General features: G+C 61.3%; 16 protein-coding genes. 5 read left to right on the top strand and 11 right to left on the bottom strand.

Going from position 1 to position 19,439, the window contains the following annotated elements; genetic code table 11:
- Positions 1–2: 2 nt before the first annotated feature.
- The 4 genes from BLV67_RS17645 to BLV67_RS17630 form a co-directional block, all read right to left on the bottom strand.
- Positions 3–1,727 carry a putative 2-aminoethylphosphonate ABC transporter permease subunit gene (locus tag BLV67_RS17645; protein WP_065912257.1) on the bottom strand — a complete coding sequence of 575 codons (1,725 nt, stop codon included), beginning with the start codon at positions 1,725–1,727 and terminating at the stop codon, positions 3–5.
- 1 nt (position 1,728) lies between these two features.
- Positions 1,729–2,793 carry a putative 2-aminoethylphosphonate ABC transporter ATP-binding protein gene (locus BLV67_RS17640; protein WP_069787082.1) on the bottom strand — a complete coding sequence of 355 codons (1,065 nt, stop codon included), beginning with the start codon at positions 2,791–2,793 and terminating at the stop codon, positions 1,729–1,731.
- 224 nt (positions 2,794–3,017) lie between these two features.
- A complete protein-coding gene (locus tag BLV67_RS17635) occupies positions 3,018–3,881 on the bottom strand; it encodes a LysR family transcriptional regulator (protein ID WP_065912258.1) in 864 nt (287 codons plus the stop codon).
- Between the two features lie 16 nt (positions 3,882–3,897).
- Entirely contained in the window at positions 3,898–6,192 is a 2,295-nt protein-coding gene (locus BLV67_RS17630; protein ID WP_069787083.1) for a heavy metal translocating P-type ATPase, read from the bottom strand.
- A gap of 85 nt (positions 6,193–6,277) precedes the next feature.
- On the opposite strand from BLV67_RS17630, the gene cadR reads away from it, so the two are divergent.
- On the top strand, positions 6,278–6,727 hold the full coding sequence (cadR, locus tag BLV67_RS17625) for a Cd(II)/Pb(II)-responsive transcriptional regulator (protein WP_053258516.1): 450 nt from the start codon (positions 6,278–6,280) through the stop codon (positions 6,725–6,727).
- Between the two features lie 125 nt (positions 6,728–6,852).
- Here cadR and BLV67_RS17620 read toward each other — a convergent pair whose 3' ends face one another.
- Both BLV67_RS17620 and lgt read right to left on the bottom strand, forming a co-directional pair.
- On the bottom strand, positions 6,853–7,686 hold the full coding sequence (locus BLV67_RS17620) for a thymidylate synthase (RefSeq protein ID WP_065912266.1): 834 nt from the start codon (positions 7,684–7,686) through the stop codon (positions 6,853–6,855).
- Between the two features lie 53 nt (positions 7,687–7,739).
- Positions 7,740–8,552 (bottom strand): prolipoprotein diacylglyceryl transferase, encoded by an 813-nt coding sequence (gene lgt / locus BLV67_RS17615; RefSeq protein ID WP_065912267.1) that lies wholly within the window; start codon positions 8,550–8,552, stop codon positions 7,740–7,742.
- Between the two features lie 230 nt (positions 8,553–8,782).
- Between lgt and BLV67_RS17610 the strand changes: the two genes are divergently transcribed.
- A complete protein-coding gene (locus BLV67_RS17610; protein ID WP_065912268.1) occupies positions 8,783–9,529 on the top strand; it encodes an NRDE family protein in 747 nt (248 codons plus the stop codon).
- Positions 9,530–9,655: 126 nt separating this feature from the next.
- Here the strand turns inward: BLV67_RS17610 and ptsP are convergent, their stop codons facing one another.
- Together ptsP and BLV67_RS17600 are read right to left on the bottom strand one after the other, a co-directional pair.
- Entirely contained in the window at positions 9,656–11,935 is a 2,280-nt protein-coding gene (gene ptsP, locus BLV67_RS17605) for a phosphoenolpyruvate--protein phosphotransferase (protein ID WP_017139499.1), read from the bottom strand.
- Positions 11,936–11,957: 22 nt separating this feature from the next.
- Positions 11,958–12,437, bottom strand: a complete 480-nt coding sequence (locus BLV67_RS17600; protein ID WP_003176750.1) for an RNA pyrophosphohydrolase — start codon at positions 12,435–12,437, stop codon at positions 11,958–11,960.
- 143 nt (positions 12,438–12,580) lie between these two features.
- Between BLV67_RS17600 and BLV67_RS17595 the strand changes: the two genes are divergently transcribed.
- Complete coding sequence (locus BLV67_RS17595; RefSeq protein ID WP_069787084.1) at positions 12,581–13,237, top strand: histidinol-phosphatase; 657 nt, start codon at positions 12,581–12,583, stop codon at positions 13,235–13,237.
- 102 nt (positions 13,238–13,339) lie between these two features.
- Here BLV67_RS17595 and BLV67_RS17590 read toward each other — a convergent pair whose 3' ends face one another.
- Positions 13,340–13,753 (bottom strand): DUF2269 family protein, encoded by a 414-nt coding sequence (locus tag BLV67_RS17590; RefSeq protein WP_069787085.1) that lies wholly within the window; start codon positions 13,751–13,753, stop codon positions 13,340–13,342.
- 40 nt (positions 13,754–13,793) lie between these two features.
- The gene (ilvA, locus tag BLV67_RS17585) at positions 13,794–15,308 is read right to left on the bottom strand and encodes a threonine ammonia-lyase, biosynthetic (RefSeq protein WP_065912273.1); all 1,515 of its coding nucleotides are present in this window, start codon (positions 15,306–15,308) and stop codon (positions 13,794–13,796) included.
- 137 nt (positions 15,309–15,445) lie between these two features.
- Between ilvA and rpiA the strand changes: the two genes are divergently transcribed.
- Both rpiA and BLV67_RS17575 read left to right on the top strand, forming a co-directional pair.
- On the top strand, positions 15,446–16,117 hold the full coding sequence (gene rpiA / locus BLV67_RS17580; protein ID WP_005792336.1) for a ribose-5-phosphate isomerase RpiA: 672 nt from the start codon (positions 15,446–15,448) through the stop codon (positions 16,115–16,117).
- A gap of 367 nt (positions 16,118–16,484) precedes the next feature.
- Positions 16,485–18,431, top strand: coding sequence for an autotransporter domain-containing protein (locus tag BLV67_RS17575; RefSeq protein ID WP_069787149.1), 1,947 nt, complete (start codon positions 16,485–16,487; stop codon positions 18,429–18,431).
- Here BLV67_RS17575 and BLV67_RS17570 read toward each other — a convergent pair whose 3' ends face one another.
- Complete coding sequence (locus tag BLV67_RS17570) at positions 18,432–19,340, bottom strand: SdiA-regulated domain-containing protein (protein ID WP_065912277.1); 909 nt, start codon at positions 19,338–19,340, stop codon at positions 18,432–18,434. It lies immediately after the preceding gene.
- Positions 19,341–19,439 lie beyond the last annotated feature (99 nt).

Here is a 19,439-nt window from a genome sequence, read left to right as displayed (position 1 = left end):
TTTTATTGGCCGGGCGCGGTTTGGCGCCAGGCTTGGGAGCGGCGCAAGGCGCCACGTGAAGCCCACGCCAGCAGCAGCGAGACGCCGGCCGACGTGAACAGGATCAGGGTCGACATGGCCGCAGCGCCGCCCACATTGCCGGCGTCGTCCATGTTCAACACGGCGACGGCGGCGAGGATCGTGTCGGGGCTGTAGAGGAAGATCGCGGCGGACACGGTGGTCATCGCCGACACAAACAGGTAGCGCACAATGTCCAGCAACGCGGGCAGGCAGATCGGCACGGTGACACGCAGATAGTGGCGGTACAGCGGCGCCTTGAGGGACAGCGCGGCGGCTTCGAACTCGGCATCCAACTGGCGCAGCGCCGTGGTTGCGGTCATTTGCGCGGTGGTCAGGTAGTGCGCAATGGTGCACACCACCAGCAAGGTCATGGTGCCGTAGAACACATGCAGCGGGTTGCCGTTGAGGTTGAAGAAGAACACGTAACCCAGGCCCAGCACCAAGCCCGGCACAGCCATCGGCACAAAGCTGAGCATACGCAGCGCCAGGTTCAGGCCTTTCTGGCCCTTGGTCTTTTCCATCAGGTAGGCGCCGGTGAAGATCAGCACACTGCCGATCAGCGCAGTGCACAGGGCCATGGTCAGGCTGTTGCGATAGGCCAGCCAGCCGCCGCCGGCCGTGTCTTCAAACTGGTAGTGATTGAGCGATAACGACAGGTTGTAGGGCCAGAACTTCACCAGCGAGGAGTACACCGCCATGCCGAACACCAGCAGCAACACGGCGCAAATCAACAGCACAATCGCCAGGTAGCAGCCATCCCTTAGGCGCGATGGCGCCGGCTGGAACACTTGGGCGCGGCCGCTCATGGCATCACCCTGACGGCGGCGCAGCCAGGCATCCACAGCAAAGCTGAACAGCGCCGGCAACAGCAACACCATGCCGATCAACGCGCCGCGACCGAACTGTTGCTGGCCGACCACCGCCTTGTAGGCTTCCAGCGCCAGCACCTGATAGTCGCCACCCACTACCACGGGCACGCCGAAGTCGGTGATGGTCAGCGTAAACACCAGGCAAAACGCCGCGAATACCGCCTGACGCGTGGCCGGCCAGGTAATGCTGCGAAACGCCCGGGCGGAGCTTGCGCCCATGCTGGAGGCGGCATCGAACAGGCGCGCATCCGCCAGGGACAGCGCCGACAGCAAAATCATCAAGGCGTGTGGGAAGGTGTAGATCACTTCACCCAGCACAATGCCCCAGAAGCCGTAGATATTGTCCGAAAGCAAACCACGCAACATGCCCTGGTTGCCGAACAGATAGACCAGCGCAATACCCGGCAACATCGACGGGGCCATCAATGGCAGCAGTGACAGGCCGCGCCAGATCGGCTTGCCGGGGATCAGCGTGCGTTGCAGCGCGTAGGCAAACAGGTAGGCCAGCGGTACGACGATGGCCGCCACGCTCAGGGACACTTTCAGGCTATTGCCCAACAACCAATGGAAGTTTTCACTGGTCACCAGTTCCCGTGCCGCGACCAGCCCGCCGCCCTGCCCGGCTTCGCTGCTGAAGCCGCGCCAGAAGATCGCCAGCAACGGCAACAACACCGCGATGCCCAACAGGAGTAACCAAAGCAGCTTGCCGCCGACCACAAAAATGCGGTCGCCAAGCTCAGCGCGGGAAACCTGACGAGCCACGTGGTCGGGTATCGGCAGACTCATATCGGCAGCCATCTCAGGCAAACACCTGCAGGCTGCGCGGCGGCAAAGCCACCCAGATATCCTGCGCGCCCAGGCGCGGCATGGCTTCGGGGGCCAGTTCGGCCAACAGCGGGTGGCCGGGCAATTGCTCCAGTTCAAAGCTCATGCGGCAACGGTTGCCGAGGAAGGTGATTTCGCGGACCTTGGCCGGAAACAGGTTTTCTTCATGCACCAGCGGGTTGACGCTGATGGCTTCCGGGCGGCAGAACAAGCGGCCGGACCTGGCCTTGCTGGCGCTGTCATCCAGGCGCATGTGCAGGCCGCCGACCTGGGCATGGCTGTCGCTGCTGCGGCTGAACGGCAGCCAGTTGCCCTGGCCGACAAACTCCGCCACAAACGGCGTGGCCGGGCGGTCGTAGATTTCCTGGGGCGTGGCGTACTGCTCGACCTTGCCGTTGTTCATCACGGCGATGCGGTCGGCCATCAGCATGGCCTCGTCCTGGTTGTGGGTGACCATCAGCGTGGTGATGCCCAGGCGCCGTTGCAGTTGACGCAGCTCGTTGCACAGATGCTCACGCACACGGGCGTCGAGGGCCGACATGGGTTCGTCCAGCAGCAGCAATGACGGCGCAGGCGCCAGGGCACGGGCCAGGGCCACGCGCTGTTGCTGGCCGCCGGAGAGTTGGCCGGGGTACTTTTTTTCGCTGCCGACCAGGCCGACCAGTTCGAGCATCTGCCCGACGCGCTTGCGCACTTCGTCGCGACCACTGCCGGTGAGGCCGTAGCCGATGTTCGCTTCGACGGTCAGGTTGGGAAACAGCGCGTAGGACTGGAACAGAATGCCGTAGTCCCGCGCCTGCGGCGGCAGCAGGGAAACATCGCGATTGCCCAGGTAAAGCTCACCGCTGTCCTGGCGCTCCAGGCCGGCGATGCAGCGCAGCAAGGTGGTCTTGCCGCAACCGGACGGGCCCAGCAGGCACACCAGCTCGCCGGCGGCGACTTCCAGGGACACGTTGTCCAGCGCGGTGAAGGCGCCGAAGCGTTTCTGGATACCGCGCACCTTCATTGACGCACCGGGTTGGGTCAGGGCTGTGTTCATGCAAGGCACCTCATCAAACTGATGAAGGCCATGCTAGGCGGGCAATGCGTCCCTCTTGTGGCAGAAAGGCAAAAGGCAGTGATAGTGGTATTGGTGGATTTGGGTGTAAGGCGATCGTTCCCATGCTCTGCGTGGGAATGCATCTTGTGACGCTCCGCGTCACCACACCCAAGAGCAGACGCGGAGCGTCCAGGGCGGCATTCCCACGCGGAGCGTGGGAACGATCAGAGTGGCGACATTTCCTGCGCCAACCCCAGAAACGCCGCCGGCAACCGTGCGCCTTTGCGCTCCTTGAGGCAGTACAAATACTCGGGAATCTGCGGTGCATTCTCGATGGTCAGCACCCGCAGTTGCGGGTCATGGGGCACTTCCTGGCGGGCAATGATGCTGATGCCGATATTGCGCAACACCGCCTCGCGAATCGACTCACGGCTGCCGATTTCCAGCAATGGTCCGTAACTCACGCCGGCGCTCTGCAACATCTCTTCAGTCAACCGCCGCGTGGTGGAGCCGGCTTCGCGCATCAGCAGCGTATGCCCGGCCAGCGCACTCAGTGGCACATGTTCAAGCTTGGCCAGGGGATGATTGCGATGCACCGCCAGCACCAGCGGGTCGGTGCCCAGCACGCGGCGGATCAGGCGTGGGTCTTCGAGCAGTTGCGAGGAGGCCGCGACGTCGACGCGGTAATCGTCCAGTGCTTCGAGCACCTGTTGGGAATTGCCGATTTCCACCGAGACGTCCACATGGGGCAGGCGTTCGCGAAAGGCTTTGACCAGATCGAGGATGTAGTACGGCGCCGTGGCGGCAATCCTTAAGGCGCCCTGAACCTGGCCGGTATTGCGCAGGAAAAACTCGATATCGGCTTCCTGTTGCAACAGCGTCTTGACCATCGGCAGCAAGCGCGCGCCGTCGTCGCTGACGGTGAGGCGGCGCCCGCCGCGGTAGAACAGTTCAACGCCGTATTGGCTTTCCAGGTTGCGAATCTGGGTGGTGACGGTGGGCTGGCTCAAGCCGAGTTTTTTCGCCGCCTGGGTAATGCTGCCCAGGCGGGCGACCATAAAAAACGCCTTTAACTCAGCACTCAGCACACCGCCCTCTCATCGTCTATTTGCGCAACAGGCGCAGACCATTGAACACCACCAGCAGGCTTACGCCCATGTCCGCGAACACTGCCATCCACATGGTCGCCATGCCCAGGAAAGTCACTGCCAGGAAGATCGCCTTGATCACCAACGCCAGGGCGATGTTCTGCTTGAGGATACTCGACGTTTGCCGCGACAGACGAATGAATGCCGGAATCTTGCGCAGGTCATCGTCCATCAACGCCACGTCGGCGGTCTCGATCGCCGTATCGGTGCCCGCTGCGGCCATGGCGAAACCAATTTCGGCACGGGCCAGCGCCGGAGCATCGTTGATGCCGTCGCCGACCATGCCTACCCGGCGGCCTTGGCCGTAGAGGGTTTCGATCGCTTGCAGTTTGTCGGTGGGCAACAGGTCGCCCTGGGCCTGATCGATGCCAACCTGCGCCGCAATCGCCTGGGCTGTGTGGGTGTTGTCGCCGGTGAGCATCAGGGTCTTGATGCCCAGTTCATGCAGTTGCTGGATGGCTTCGCGGCTGCTGTCTTTTACCGTGTCAGCCACGGCGAACAACGCCAGCGGACCGGACTTGTCGAGCAGCAGCACCACGGACTTGCCTTGTTTTTCCAGGGCGAACAGCTTTTCTTCCAGCGCGGGCGAGCACAGGCCCAGGTCCTCCACCAGACGGTGGTTGCCCAGGTGGTAGGTTTCGCCGTTGATGTCGCCACGCACGCCACGACCTGGCAGCGCCTCGAAGTTATCCACAACGTGGCTTGGCAGGTTTTTATCCACAGCTGCCTTGGCGATGGCCAGCGACACAGGGTGGTCGGAGCGCCCGGCCAGGCTGGCCGCCAGGGCGGGTGCGCTGTCTTCAACGTTGGGGAACAGCGCCAGGTAATCGGTTTGCACCGGTTTGCCGTGGGTGATGGTGCCGGTCTTGTCGAGGGCCAGGTAGTCGAGTTTGTAGCCGCCCTCCAGGTACACGCCGCCCTTGATCAGGATGCCTTTGCGCGCCGCAGCCGCCAGGCCGCTGACGATGGTCACCGGGGTGGAAATCACCAGGGCGCAGGGGCACGCGACCACCAGCAATACGAGGGCGCGGTAGATCCAGTCGAACCACACGCCGGCCATGAACAACGGTGGGATAATCGCCACGCCCAAGGCAAACAGGAAGACTGCCGGGGTGTAGATCTTCGAGAAGCTGTCGACAAAGCGCTGGGTCGGCGCCCGTGCGCCCTGGGCCTGTTCCACCGCGTGAATGATGCGCGCCAGGGTGGAATTGTTGGCCGCAGCGGTGACCTTGTATTCAAGGGAACCGGCCTGATTGATGGTGCCGGCGAAGACTTTATCGCCCACGGTCTTTTCAATCGGCAGGCTTTCACCGGTAATCGGCGCCTGATCGATGGTGGATTGGCCAGCGGTGACTTCACCGTCCAGGCCAATGCGCTCGCCGGGCTTTACCCGCACGATAGCGCCCAACTCAATGCTTTTTACTTCCTGTTCAAGCCACGAACCATCGGCCTGCTGCACCGTGGCCTGTTCCGGCGTCATTTGCATCAGGCCACTGATGGCATTACGTGCACGGTCCAGGGACTTGGCCTCGATCAGCTCGGCTACCGTGAACAGGAACATCACCATGGCCGCTTCCGGCCACTGGCCGATCAGGATCGCGCCCGTCACCGCGATGCTCATCAGCGCGTTGATGTTCAGGTTGAGGTTTTTCAGGGCGATCCAGCCCTTTTTATAGGTGGTGAGGCCGCCGCTGAGGATCGATACCAGTGCCACCAGGGCAATCACCCAGGTCGGCGCCACGCCGGTGAAATGCAGCACTTCGGCGCCCAGCGCGCCTACGCCGGACACCGCCAACGGCCACCAATGCTTCTTGGCAGGCGGCGCGGCGGCAGGCGTGCCCTCTTCAATAGGGTCGGCCTGCATGCCGATGGATTTGATCGCCGCGATGATCGGCGCAGTGCTCGGCAGGTCGTGGGTGACGCCGAGGATGCGGTTGATCAGGTTGAATTCCAGCTGCTGCACACCGGCGAGCTTGCCCAGTTTGTTCTGGATCAGCGTCTGTTCGGTGGGGCAGTCCATGGCTTCGATGCGGAAAGTGCTCAGGCGCGAGCCGGCTGTCGGCGCTTCGCTCAGCGTGACCACAGCGGGCGCTGCCTTGCTGGAACAGCAGGAATCGCCATGACTGCCATGCTCATGCTGTTTGACCGGGGTCAGCTTGGCGCCATGTTCGTGGCTATGTTCGGGGCTATGGTCATGATCATGGTCGTGGGGGTGATCATGTTTTTTCGGGGTGTGGATGGAATCGCTCATTCTGTCGCGTCCGTAAAGGTGCCTGTTGCCAAGTAAAGACCCTGTAGCCACTATAGGGTCAAGCACCCATTTGGAGATTGCTGCGATGAAGATCGGCGAATTGGCCAAACTGACCGATTGTCAGGTGGAAACCATCCGTTATTACGAGAAAGAAGGCCTGCTGCCGCCCCCGGCGCGCACCGATGCCAACTATCGCGTGTACACCCAGGCGCACACCGAGCGGCTGATCTTTATCCGCAACTGCCGCAGCCTGGACATGACGCTTGAAGAAATCCGCAGCCTGCTGGGGCTGCGCGACAGCCCTCAGGACCAGTGCGAGAGTGTGAATGCGTTGATCGACGAGCATATCCACCATGTAAAAGCGCGGATCGATGGGCTGTTGGCGTTGCAGGTGCAATTGCTCGACCTGCGCCAACGCTGCGGCGGCGGGCCGGATCTGGACCAGTGCGGGATTTTGCAGCGGCTGGAAGTCAGCGGCAGTGTGGCGGCCAGCGAGGCGGAGCCTTCACATGTGGGCAGAAGCCACGGGCATTAAGGTGCATACAGAACAACTGTGGGAGCTGGCTTGCCTGCGATAGCGGTGGATCAGAGGCATTTGTATCGCCTGACACTCCGCTATCGCAGGCAAGCCAGCTCCCACATTTTTAACCGAGACAGACTTTAGATGGCGACGTCAGCCTTGATGCTTGGATCGGCGTCGTAGCCCACAATCTCGAAGTCTTCGAACTTGTAGTCATAGATCGACGCAGGCTTACGCTTGATCACCAGTTCCGGCAGCTTCTTCGGCGTGCGCGCCAGCTGAGTACGAATCTGTTCCATATGGTTGCTATAGGCGTGGGTGTCGCCGGTGGTGACAATGATCTCGTGCGGGATCAGGTCGCATTGCTGGGCCAGCATATGGGTCAGCAACGCCAGGGCGGCGGTGTTGTACGGCAGGCCGAGGAATACATCGGAGCTGCGGATGTACAACTGCATCGACAGATGGCCGTCATGCACAAACGCCTGGTACAGCAGGTGGCACGGCGGCAGGGCCTGCTTGCCGTTGCGCGCGTTTTCCTGCGGGCTCTTGGTTTCGTCCGGCAGGTATTCGACGTTCCAGCCGTGGAACAGGATGCGACGGCTGTTGGGGTTGTTCTTCAACGTGTCGACCATGTAGTCGATCTGGTTGATGGTGCCGCCGTCCCTGGTGGGCCAGGCGGTCCACTGCTCGCCGTACACCGGGCCAAGGTCGCCGTCTTCGGTGGCCCATTCGTCCCAGATTTTCACGCCGTTTTCGTTCAGCCACTTGATGTTGGTATTGCCACTCAACATCCAGATCAATTCGTTGGCGATGCTTTTGAAATGAAGCTTCTTGGTGGTCAGCAGCGGGAAGCCGTCGGCCAAGTTATGCCGATACTGACGAGCAAACACGGCTTTGGTGCCGGTGCCGGTGCGATCGCCCTTGGTCAATCCATTGGTCACGACGTCGTTCAGTAGTTCGAGATATTGCTTCATGTTTTTACCCGTATCAAAGAAGTCGAGGCTCGCAAAAGCCTCGGCATTCGAATTTAAAGCGCGGCGTTCTTGATGCCTTGGGGGCGATTGTAAGCCCACCACAGCAGGCCCAGGCCGGCGATGATCATCGGCAGGCTGAGAATCTGACCCATGGTCACCCAGCCCCACGCCAGGTAGCCCAGCTGCGCATCCGGCACGCGGACGAACTCGACGATGAAGCGGAAGATCCCGTAGAACAACGCAAACATGCCGGAAACCGCCATGGTTGGGCGTGGCTTGCGCGAGAAGATATAAAGAATCAGGAACAGCGCCACACCTTCCAGGGCGAACTGGTAGAGCTGCGACGGATGGCGCGGCAGTTGTGCCGGGTCGCTGAAGGGTGGAAACACCATGGCCCATGGCACGTCGGTCGGCTTGCCCCACAACTCGGCGTTGATGAAGTTACCGATACGCCCGGCACCCAGGCCGATCGGCACGAACGGTGCGACGAAGTCCATCAACTGGAAGAACGACTTGCCGTTGCGGCGGCCGAACCACCACGCGGCGATCATCACGCCGACAAAGCCGCCATGGAACGCCATGCCGCCCTTCCACACCTCGAAAATCAGTGTCGGGTTGGCGATATAGGCCGGAAGATCGTAGAACAGCACATACCCGAGGCGTCCGCCGACGATGACGCCCATCGACATCCAGAACACCATGTCGGAGAGCTTCTCCTTGGTCCAGGTCGGGTCAAACCGGTTCAGGCGCCGGGAAGCCAGCAGCCAGGCACCGCCGATGCCGATCAGGTACATCAACCCGTACCAATGGATTTGCAGCGGACCGATGGCCACGGCCACCGGGTTGATCTGCGGGTAAGGCAGCATTGCGACTCCTCGTTAAATCATTAGTCATGGCGCACCGGACCATGCCGGTGTGGGATTAAGCCTGCGTTACAGCCGCAATTTCAAATTAAGCCGACGTTTCAAAATTAAAAAGTCAACACGCGCCCAATAGCCCGGCATGTTAACGGATGGAAGGCGCTCGGCCCAACTTCGATACGATGGATAGCCATCCGTTGTATGGGTAGAGTGAGCAAAACACAAAGGGAACGCCTATGTGCCTGATTGTTTTCGCCTGGCGGCCGGGCCACGCCCAGCCGCTGATCGTCGCGGCCAACCGTGATGAATTCTATGCCCGCCCCAGCCTGCCGCTGGCTCAGTGGCCGGATGCGCCGCACGTCTACGCCGGTCGCGACCAGGAAGCCGGTGGCACCTGGCTTGGCGTAAACGCCGACGGGCGCTTTGCCGCGCTGACCAATATTCGTGACCCGCACCAACCGCCTGCCCGCAAATCCCGCGGGGAATTGGTGGCGCGCTTTCTCAGTGGATCGCTGCCAATTGACGACTATCTGGCCGATGTTAACGGCCGTTCGATCGAATATTCCGGCTTTAACCTGCTGGTAGGCACACGGGATGAGCTGTGGCATTACAACGCCAACGAGACCAGGGCTACGCGGTTGGAGGCTGGGGTTTATGGGCTGTCGAATGCCGGGCTGAATACGCCCTGGCCCAAATTGCTCAAGGCCAGGGCGGCGTTGAGTGACTTGTTGGAGAACCCACAGCCGCAGGCCTTGCTGGAAATCTTGAGCGACCCGCAGACTGCGCCGTTTGCCGACTTGCCGGATACCGGCGTGGGGTTGGCGACCGAGAGCCTGCTCTCCAGCGTGTTTATCGCCAGCCCCAGTTATGGGACGCGGGCGAGTACGGCGCTGATTGTGAATGCCGATGGGACGCGGCAGATGGTGGAGCGTAGTTTTGGGCCGTTGGGTGGGCGGCTGGGTGAGGTCGAACTGAACATTTGATGGCGCTTATTGATCGTTCCCACGCTCTGCGTGGGAATGCCGCCCTGGACGCTCTGCGTCCGCTCTTGAGGGCGTGACGCGGAGCGTCACTGGATGCGTTCCCACGCAGAGCGTGGGAACGATCAGTTAGAGGGTTTTCGCCGAAGCCGGGTTGATCATCCGCGTCAGCCCCAGGTTCTTCAACGCCAGTTGCAGCGAGCTGTGGATAACCTGCGGGTTGTCGATGGTCATCAACTCCGCCAGCAAGTCCTTGGCCATGCTCAGTTCCACCTGGCGCAGCATCCACTTCACCTTCGGCAAGTTGGTGGCGTTCATCGACAAGCTGTCAAAGCCCATTGCCATCAACAGCACCGCCGCCGCCGGGTCACCGGCCATTTCGCCGCAGATGCTCACCGGCTTGCCTTCGGCATGGGCGTCGCGCACCACATGCTGCAGGGCTTGCAGCACGGCGGGGTGCAGGTAATCGTAGAGATCGGCCACCCGTGGGTTGTTGCGGTCCACGGCCAGCAGGTATTGGGTCAAGTCATTGGAGCCGACCGACAGGAAGTCCACCTGCCGTGCCAGTTCTTTGGCCTGGTACACCGCCGCCGGGATTTCGATCATCACGCCAATCGGTGGCATCGGCACGTCGGCGCCTTCGTCGCGCACTTCGCCCCAGGCGCGGTGGATAAGATGCAGCGCTTCTTCCAGCTCGTGCGTGCCGGAGATCATCGGCAGCAGGATGCGCAGGTTGTTCAGGCCTTCGCTGGCCTTGAGCATGGCGCGGGTCTGGACGAGGAAAATTTCAGGATGGTCGAGGGTTACACGAATACCACGCCAGCCAAGGAAGGGGTTATCTTCCTTGATCGGGAAATACGACAGTGACTTGTCGCCGCCGATGTCCAGGCTGCGCATCGTCACCGGCAACGGGTGGAAGGCGGACAATTGCTCGCGATAAATCGCCAGCTGCTCCTTCTCGCTCGGGAACCGTTGGTTGATCATGAACGGCACTTCGGTGCGGTACAGCCCCACGCCTTCAGCGCCGCGCTGTTGCGCACGGGCCACATCGGCCAGCAAGCCGGTGTTGACCAGCAGCGGCACACGGTGGCCATCGAGGGTGACGCACGGCAGCTCGCGCAGCGAGTCGAGGCCCAGCGCCAGTTGTTTCTCTTCTTCCACCACCTCGGCGTATTGCTTGCGCAGCAGCTCGCTGGGGTTGGTAAAGACTTCGCCACGATGGCCGTCGACGATCATGTCGATGCCGTCGACCTTGGAATACGGCAGGTCCACCAGGCCCATCACCGTCGGAATACCCATGGCTCGAGCCAGGATCGCGACGTGGGAGTTACCCGAACCCAGTACCGACACCAAACCCACCAGTTTGCCTTCGGGCACTTCGCCGAGCATGGTGGCAGTCAGTTCTTCACTGATCAGGATGGTGTTGTCGGGGTAGACCAGGTTGGTGGTGCGGTCTTCCTGCAGGTAGGCCAGCAGGCGGCGGCCGAGGTCGCGCACATCCGAGGCGCGCTCACGCAGGTAGGCGTCGTCCATCAGTTCGAAACGGTTGACGTGATCGGTGACCACCTGGCGCAGCGCGCCCTGGGCCCACTGGCCGGTCTTGATCACGGTTTTGACTTCGTTACCCAGGGACGCGTCGTCGAGCATCATTTGGTACACGTCGAACAGCGCGCGCTCTTCGGGGCGCAGTTGCGTGGCCAGCTTGGTCGAGAGGTTGCGCATGTCGGCGCGCACGCCTTCCAGGGCGGTCTTGAACAGTTTGATTTCAGCGTCGATGTCATCGACGGTCTTGTCCGGCACCACATCGAGGTCGGCCGGTGGCAGCATGACCACGGCCGTACCGACCGCAGCGCCCGGCGAACCTGGCACGCCGACGAACTTGGCTTCCTGGATGCCCTTGCCCTGACGGCCCAGGCCACGGATCGAACCCGTCGCTTCGGCGTGGGCAATAACCCCGGCAAGCTGCGCGCTCATGGTCACGAGGAAGGCTTCTTCACCTTCGTCGAACTGGCGACGCTCTTTTTGCTGGATGACCAACACGCCAACAACGCGGCGGTGGTGAATAATCGGCGCGCCGAGGAACGAGGCGTAGCGCTCTTCGCCGGTTTCGGCAAAGTAGCGATAACGCGGGTGATCGGCCGCGTTTTCAAGGTTCAGGGGTTCTTCACGCGTCCCCACCAGGCCCACCAGACCTTCATTGGGCGCCATGCTGACCTTGCCGATGGAGCGCTTGTTCAAGCCCTCGGTGGCCATCAGCACAAAACGGTTGGTCTCTGGGTCCAGCAGGTAAACCGAGCAGACCTGGCTGCCCATGGCTTCCTTGACGCGCAACACAATAATCCCCAACGCCGCCTTGAGATCCTTGGCGGAGTTAACTTCCTGGACGATCTTGCGCAGCGTATTGAGCATGGCTCGGGGTCGAACTCCGTCGTCAGTCGCGCGCTAAAAGGCGCGGGGCAAGCTCTTTGAGAGCGCGACGATAAACCTCGCGCTTGAATGTCACCACCTGGCCCAACGGGTACCAATAGCTGACCCAGCGCCAGCCATCGAACTCCGGTTTACCGGTCAAATCCATCCGCACCCGCTGCTCGTTGGAGATCAGGCGCAAAAGAAACCATTTCTGCTTCTGGCCGATGCACAGCGGTTGGCTGTGGGTACGCACCAGGCGTTGCGGCAAACGATAGCGCAACCAGCCACGGGTACAGGCCAGAATTTGCACATCTTCGCGCTCAAGGCCGACTTCTTCATTCAACTCACGGTACAAGGCGTCTTCAGGGGTTTCGTCGGGGTTGATTCCACCTTGAGGAAACTGCCAGGCATCTTGGTTGATTCGGCGAGCCCATAGCACCTGTCCGGCATCATTCGTAAGAATAATCCCGACATTAGGACGGAAACCATCGGGGTCGATCACGGCAACAACCTCGCAAACGCATGTCGCCGCATTGTTCCACAAAGGTTGTTCCAGCGGCAACGAGGCTTCTTACCTTATGTGCACTCTTGTGAAAAGACCGTATTCTGGACGCCTTTTTACAGACTTTTCAGCGAGTAACTGCAATGCGCCTGGCTTTATTCGACTTGGACAACACGCTTCTCGGCGGTGACAGCGATCACGCGTGGGGCGATTACCTCTGTGAGCGTGGGATTCTTGACCCGGTGGCCTACAAAGCCCGCAACGACGAGTTCTACCAGGATTACCTGGCCGGCAAACTCGACAACGCCGCCTACCTGAACTTCAGCCTGGAAATACTCGGCCGCACCGAGATGGCCCAACTGGACGAATGGCACCGCGACTTCATGCGCGACTGCATCACCCCACTGATGCTGCCGCTCGCCGCCGAGCTGCTGGCCAAGCACCGCGCTGCCGGTGACAAACTGGTAATCATCACCGCCACCAACCGCTTCGTGACCGCGCCGATTGCCGAGTCGCTGGGGGTTGAAACCCTGATCGCCACTGAGTGCGAGATGGAAAATGGCCGGTATACCGGGCGCAGCACTGATATCCCGTGCTTTCGCGAAGGCAAAGTGACGCGCTTGAACCGCTGGCTGGAAGAAACCGGGTACAGCCTGGAAGACAGCTACTTCTATAGCGATTCGATGAATGATTTGCCGTTGCTGGAGCAGGTAGCGCATGCGGTGGCGGTGGACCCGGATCCGAATTTACGCGCTGAAGCCGAGAAGCGTGGCTGGCCGGTGATTACCCTGCGCAGTTGATGACGCCATCGCAGGCAAGCCAGCTCCCACACTTTGGATGTATTCACAGATCAACATGTGGGAGCTGGCTTGCCTGCGATGAAGCCGACGCGGTCTAAAGCCTTAAACCGGCTTGGCGCCCATCAACCCGGCAATCGCCACAAACCCCACCAGGCTGACCACCGCCAGCACCAGGGTGAAATTCAGGCTACCGCCCTCGCCCTTACGCAGGCGATTAAGCCGCGCCACCAGCCAACACCACGCCAGTGCCGCCACGGTGTAGAGAATGCTGGAACCCAAAATCCAGGTTTGCCCCAGCGGCCAGCCGAGCAGGTGCACCAGCCACCAGCCGGTGAACGGCATGCTGACCACGCAAACCCCCATCAGCAACCACACGAACGCCCACGGGCGCTGCACGGTAACCGTCGGGCCGGCGCTGCGTTTGCGCCAGGCCAGTACCGCCAGCCCGAGGCCGCTGAGCAACAGCAACACGGTGGCGGTGATGTGGATAACCTTGAGGGTGGTCAGTGTTTCCATGGTCTTGATTCCTTAAAGGCCGCCCAGTCAGCGTAGTCGCTCAACCGAGGAACAGCTGGTAAGCCGGGTTTTCGCTCTCATCCCAGTACGGGTAGCCGATTTCTGCCAACGCGGCCGGCACCAGGTGGCGCTCGTCCGCCGGCACTTGCAAGCCTGCGACCACACGGCCGTCGGCCGCGCCGTGGTTGCGATAGTGAAACATCGAGATGTTCCAGCGCCCGCCTAATTTGTTAAGAAAGTTGAACAGCGCGCCGGGACGCTCGGGGAACTCGAAGCGAAACACCAGCTCGTCGCTGACTTTGGCCGCATGCCCGCCCACCATATGGCGAATGTGCAACTTGGCCAACTCGTTTTCGGTCAGGTCCAGCACCGGGAAGCCCTGGCTGGTGAGGCTGGCGATCAAGGCGCTGCGCGGGTCGTTTTCCGGATGAGTCTGCACACCCACGAAGATGTGCGCCTCGCGGCCGGAGTGGTAGCGGTAATTGAATTCGGTGATCTGGCGCTTGCCCACGGCCTCGCAGAACGCCTTGAAGCTGCCGGGCTGCTCGGGGATGGTCACGGCGATGATGGCTTCGCGGCCTTCACCCAGCTCGGCGCGCTCGGCCACATGGCGCAGGCGGTCGAAGTTGACGTTGGCGCCGGAGTCGATGGCCACCAGGGTCTGCCCGGTCACGCCACGGGTTTCCACGTATTTCTTGATGCCCGCCACGCCCAGCGCGCCCGCAGGCTCGGTGATGGAGCGGGTGTCGTCGTAGATGTCCTTGATGGCCGCGCAGATTTCGTCGGTGCTGACGGTGATCACTTCGTCTACATAGTCTTTGCAGATATCAAAGGTGTGCTGGCCGATCTGCGCTACCGCCACGCCATCAGCAAAGATGCCGACGGCCGGTAGCACCACGCGCTCGCCTGCGGCCATGGCGGCTTGCAGGCAGTTGGAGTCGTCCGGCTCGACGCCGATGATCTTGATCTCCGGGCGCAGGTATTTCACGTACGCCGCAATCCCGGCGATCAGGCCGCCGCCGCCCACGGGTACGAAAATCGCGTCCAAAGGCCCAGGGTGCTGGCGCAGAATCTCCATCGCCACGGTGCCCTGCCCGGCAATGGTGTGTGGATCATCGTAAGGGTGAATGTAAACGTAGCCTTTTTCGTCGACCAGTTTGAGCGAGTAGGCCAGGGCTTCCGGGAAGGAATCACCGTGCAGCACCACTTTGCCGCCCCTGGAGCGCACGCCTTCAACCTTGATCTCCGGGGTGGTCTTGGGCATCACGATGGTGGCCTTGACCCCCAGCACCTTGGCCGCCAGGGCCAGGCCCTGGGCGTGGTTGCCCGCAGAAGCCGTGACCACACCGCGCGCGCGTTCTTCGGCGCTCAGTTGGGTCAGCTTGTTGTAGGCGCCGCGAATCTTGAACGAGAACACCGGCTGCAAGTCTTCACGCTTGAGCCAGACCTTGTTGCCCAGCCGCTCGGAGAGCTGGCGAGCGGTCTGCAAGGGGGTTTCTACGGCAACGTCGTAAACGCGCGAGGTAAGGATCTTTTTGACGTACTGTTCAAGCATCGGCGGGAATCACTGGGCGAGTTGGGCAGGGCCAAGGAGTCTAACCCGGCTTTTGGCCGGGCGACCACACGAATCCCGAGGTTTTGTTGGGTTATACTCGCCGCCCTCGATAACTCCCCGCCCGTTCCGGAGCCCGCATGACCCAGGATCAACTCAAACAGGCAGTGGCCCAAGCCGCCGTCGATTTAATCCTTCCTAAACTCGACGATAAAAGCATCGTCGGTGTCGGCACCGGCTCCACCGCCAACTGCTTTATCGACGCGCTGGCCCAGCACAAGGGTGCATTCGATGGCGCCGTGGCCAGCTCCGAAGCCACCGCCGCGCGCCTCAAAGGCCATGGCATTCCAGTGTACGAGCTCAATACCGTGAGCGACCTGGAGTTCTACGTCGACGGCGCCGATGAAAGCGATGAGCACCTGAACCTGATCAAAGGCGGCGGCGCAGCCCTGACCCGCGAGAAAATCGTCGCGGCCGTGGCCAAGACCTTTATCTGCATCGCCGACGCCAGCAAGCTGGTGCCGGTACTCGGCGCCTTCCCGCTGCCGGTGGAAGTGATCCCGATGGCCCGCAGCCACGTGGCCCGCGAGCTGGTGAAACTGGGCGGCGACCCGGTGTACCGCGAAGGCGTGTTGACCGACAACGGCAATATCATCATTGATGTGTTCAACATGCAGATCACCAACCCGGTGGAGCTGGAGACGCAGATCAATGCGATCGTTGGCGTGGTGACCAATGGCCTGTTCGCGGCGCGTCCGGCGGATGTGTTGCTGTTGGGTACTTCTGAAGGCGTCAAAACCCTCAAGGCCTAAAACTCAGCGCTAATTTCCTGTGAAGACAGGGCTTGTGTGGGAGCGGGCTTGCTCGCGAATGCGGTGTATCAGTGCCAGATCAGTTGGCTGACACAACGCATTCGCGAGCAAGCCCGCTCCCACATTTTGATTTGTGCTCGACTCGGTCTCCATGTAACAAAACCGCTACTTTTCGCAGCACCCCTCGCCAAAACCGTGCGCCACGTCACGGCATCCCACGCCTTTATTGGTATCAAATCCGTTACAAATTACAGCCAGGCGACCCACGCGTTTAACAATGCGCCACTTCGCGCTCGCCCAGGGAATGAGGCGCGCATTGTGCAAAGGGTCTGGGCTGGAAAACCTCAATCACCTCAAGGAAGACCTTGTGATAAAGCCCCTAGTCCTCGCGATCAGCGTGGTCGGCAGCCTGCTGTCGGCGCAAACCCAGGCCTATGATTACGGCCAGCACGCCAATACCACCCTGGAAAAGCTGATCAACGATTACCCCGGCCGGTATCGCGGCACGGCCAATTTCGCCGGCGCGGCGGATTGGATGCAAAGCCAGATGGGGTCGGCCTACAGCCTCAATCGCCAGAACTTCACCTGGAACAACGGCACCCGCGCCTCGCAAAACGTGGTGGCCTATGCTGCCGGCACTAAAGCGCAATACGTGGTGATTGGCGCGCACTTCGACACCTACTTTGGCCGCCCGACCTTGCAAGGCCTGGACGACAACGGCTCCGGCGCCAGCGTGCTGACCGAAGTGGCGAAGAACCTTGGCGGTTTGCAGCTGGAAAACGGCCTGCAAGTGGTCGCCTTCGGCGCCGAAGAAGAAGGCCTGCGCGGCTCCAAGGCCTTTGTCGACTCACTCAGTGCCAGCCAACGCGCGAACATGCTGGCGATGATCAACCTCGACAGCCTGATCACCGGCGACATGATGTACGCCCACGCCGGCCAGAACAGCACCGCCAACCCCGCGCTGACATCGCTGCGCGAACACACCTTCCAGATCGCCAGGGAATTGAACATCCCGTTGTTCACCAACCCCGGCCTGGACCCGCAATACCCCAAAGGCACCGGCTGCTGCAGTGATGGCGAGCCGTTCGAACCGCTGAAGATCCCGATTTTGTATGTCGAAGCCACCAACTGGGAGCTGGGCGATCTGGACGGCTACACCCAGACCAACAACCCGAAAATCCCCGGTGGCTCCACCTGGCACGACCCGGCAGAAGACAACAAAACCGTGCTCACCAACGCTTTCGGCCAGGCACGCATCGACCAGCGCCTGCGCGACTACTCGCGCCTGCTCAGCCGCCTGGTGCTGGAGCTGACCAACGCCGACCTGCTGGCCTCGACCGCCTCGGGCGGCGCCGTTGCGCGCAATATGCAGGACAACCTGCAACGCCAGCATCAGGCCATGGTGCGCCTGCATGATCGCCGTTGGTTGACCTTGCAAGCGGCCAGCCGTGAGGTCGGAAGCTTCGACGGCGAAATCGGCATGGACGGCGAATACACCCCGGACAGCGGCTTCGACAGCTCGCTCAACCGTGACGCCCGACGCCTGGGCGTGCACGCCTTGGGTGACTATCAGCTCACCTCCAGCCTGAACATCGGCGCCAGCCTCAGCTACCTCAATGGTCGTGACAAGCTGGAGCAACGCGGCAAACTCGACAGCGACACCTGGCAGGCCGCGGTCTATGCCTTGCTCAACGATGGCGGGCCAAGCTGGCTGGCGGGTGACCTGAGCGTCGGCCATACGCGTTTCGAGGCCAAGCGCAACCTGCTGATCCAGGCCAACGGCGGGCCGGTGCTGCTCAATCAGCAACTGAGCGGCAACACCGACGCGCTGTCCTTGGGCGCGCGCGTACTCGGCGGTTATGACTTCGACTTCGGCGCGATCAAGAGCGGGCCGTTTGCCGGAGTGGATTACAGCCACTCGCGCATCGACAAGTTCCACGAGAAACAGAACCTGCGCACGGCGCTGGAGTACGAAGAACAGTCTTTCGACTCTCTGGAAGCCAGCCTCGGCTGGCGCGTGCGCGGCGCCGTCGCCCTGCCCTATGGCTTGAGCCTGCTGCCTTACGGCGACATCGCCTGGGTCAAGGAACTGGCTGACGGGCGCCTCGATGACCTGCAATTGACCGCCCGCGCCGATGGCCAGGCGCGCACCGCCAAGCTGGGTTCCGTGGACAAAAGCTTTGGCCGCGCACAAATCGGCAGCCAGTTGGCGATCACCCCGCAGTTGGGTGTGTACGCCGAGGTCAACAGCCGCCTTGGGCATGCCGAGGGCAGCCAGACCGGCTACTCCCTGGGCGTGCAATGGATGTTTTGATCAGGGCTTTTTGAACACGTAAAACAGGTTCGGCTCGCTGACCAGGTACAGCGAGCCCTCGTCATCCATGGCGATCCCTTCGGCCTGAGGCACGCGTTTTTTCAGGCCATGGCGCCCATTAAGCAGGGAAAGACTGCTTAACGGGCGACCGTCGATGTCCAGCTCCAACACCAGAAACGACTCATCCGACAGCGCCAGCAAATGCCCGCTGCGCTCGTCGTATTGCAGGCTCGACAGGTCGCGCACAAACAGCCCGGCATCGCGCTTGGGGTTGTTGATCACATGCACCGAGTAGGTTTTTTCCGGTTTGAAATGGGGAAACCCGTGCACCTCGTAAATCAGCATCGGGTCGCGCTCCTTGGCCACGAACAGGCGCTTGCCCACCGAATCGTATGCCAGCCCCTCGAAACCTTTGTTGCCCCCGATATGCACGCCCAAGGTCATTTGCTCCGCATCGGCAGCATCGAGAAATTGGGTGTCGTCATTCACGTGTACCTTGATCAGCCGCTGCTGGGCTTCATCGCTGATCACATAAATGTTGTCACTGATGAACTCCACCGCCTCGGCATCGCCAAAGCCCACCAACGGGATACGCCGCAGAATCCTGCCGTCCAGCGACAGCTCGATCAGCTCGGCGTTTTTGTTGGTCACCGTAAACAGGCTTTTGCGTATCGGGTCGTACGTGAGGGCCGAGACATCATCGTCGAGCCCTTCGATGACCTTGGCTTCCAGGCTGACCCGGTAATCATTCAGGCCAATGGAGCGTTCATCGGCAGGATGGCGCCAGTTTTGAAGGTTGAACCAGGCCCGCTCGAACAAGCGAAAGTTCTGCGCGACCGCCCCGGCAATCACCAGGGCGAGCAGCAACAGGATAAAAAACGCGGGTTTGGGGCGGGCGAGTCGACGCATCAGGCAAGCTCAAAGTCAAAAAGTGGCGAATAAGTATCACGCCCGTCTGAATTTAAACTTAAACGCAGTCGACTGTCTGGCGAATGCCGCTGATAGCGA

The sequence above is a fragment of the Pseudomonas salomonii genome (genome assembly GCF_900107155.1).
Classification (GTDB): domain Bacteria; phylum Pseudomonadota; class Gammaproteobacteria; order Pseudomonadales; family Pseudomonadaceae; genus Aquipseudomonas; species Aquipseudomonas salomonii.
The sequence above is the reverse complement of the archived record's forward strand: the minus strand, read 5'-3'. Positions and strand labels throughout refer to the sequence as shown.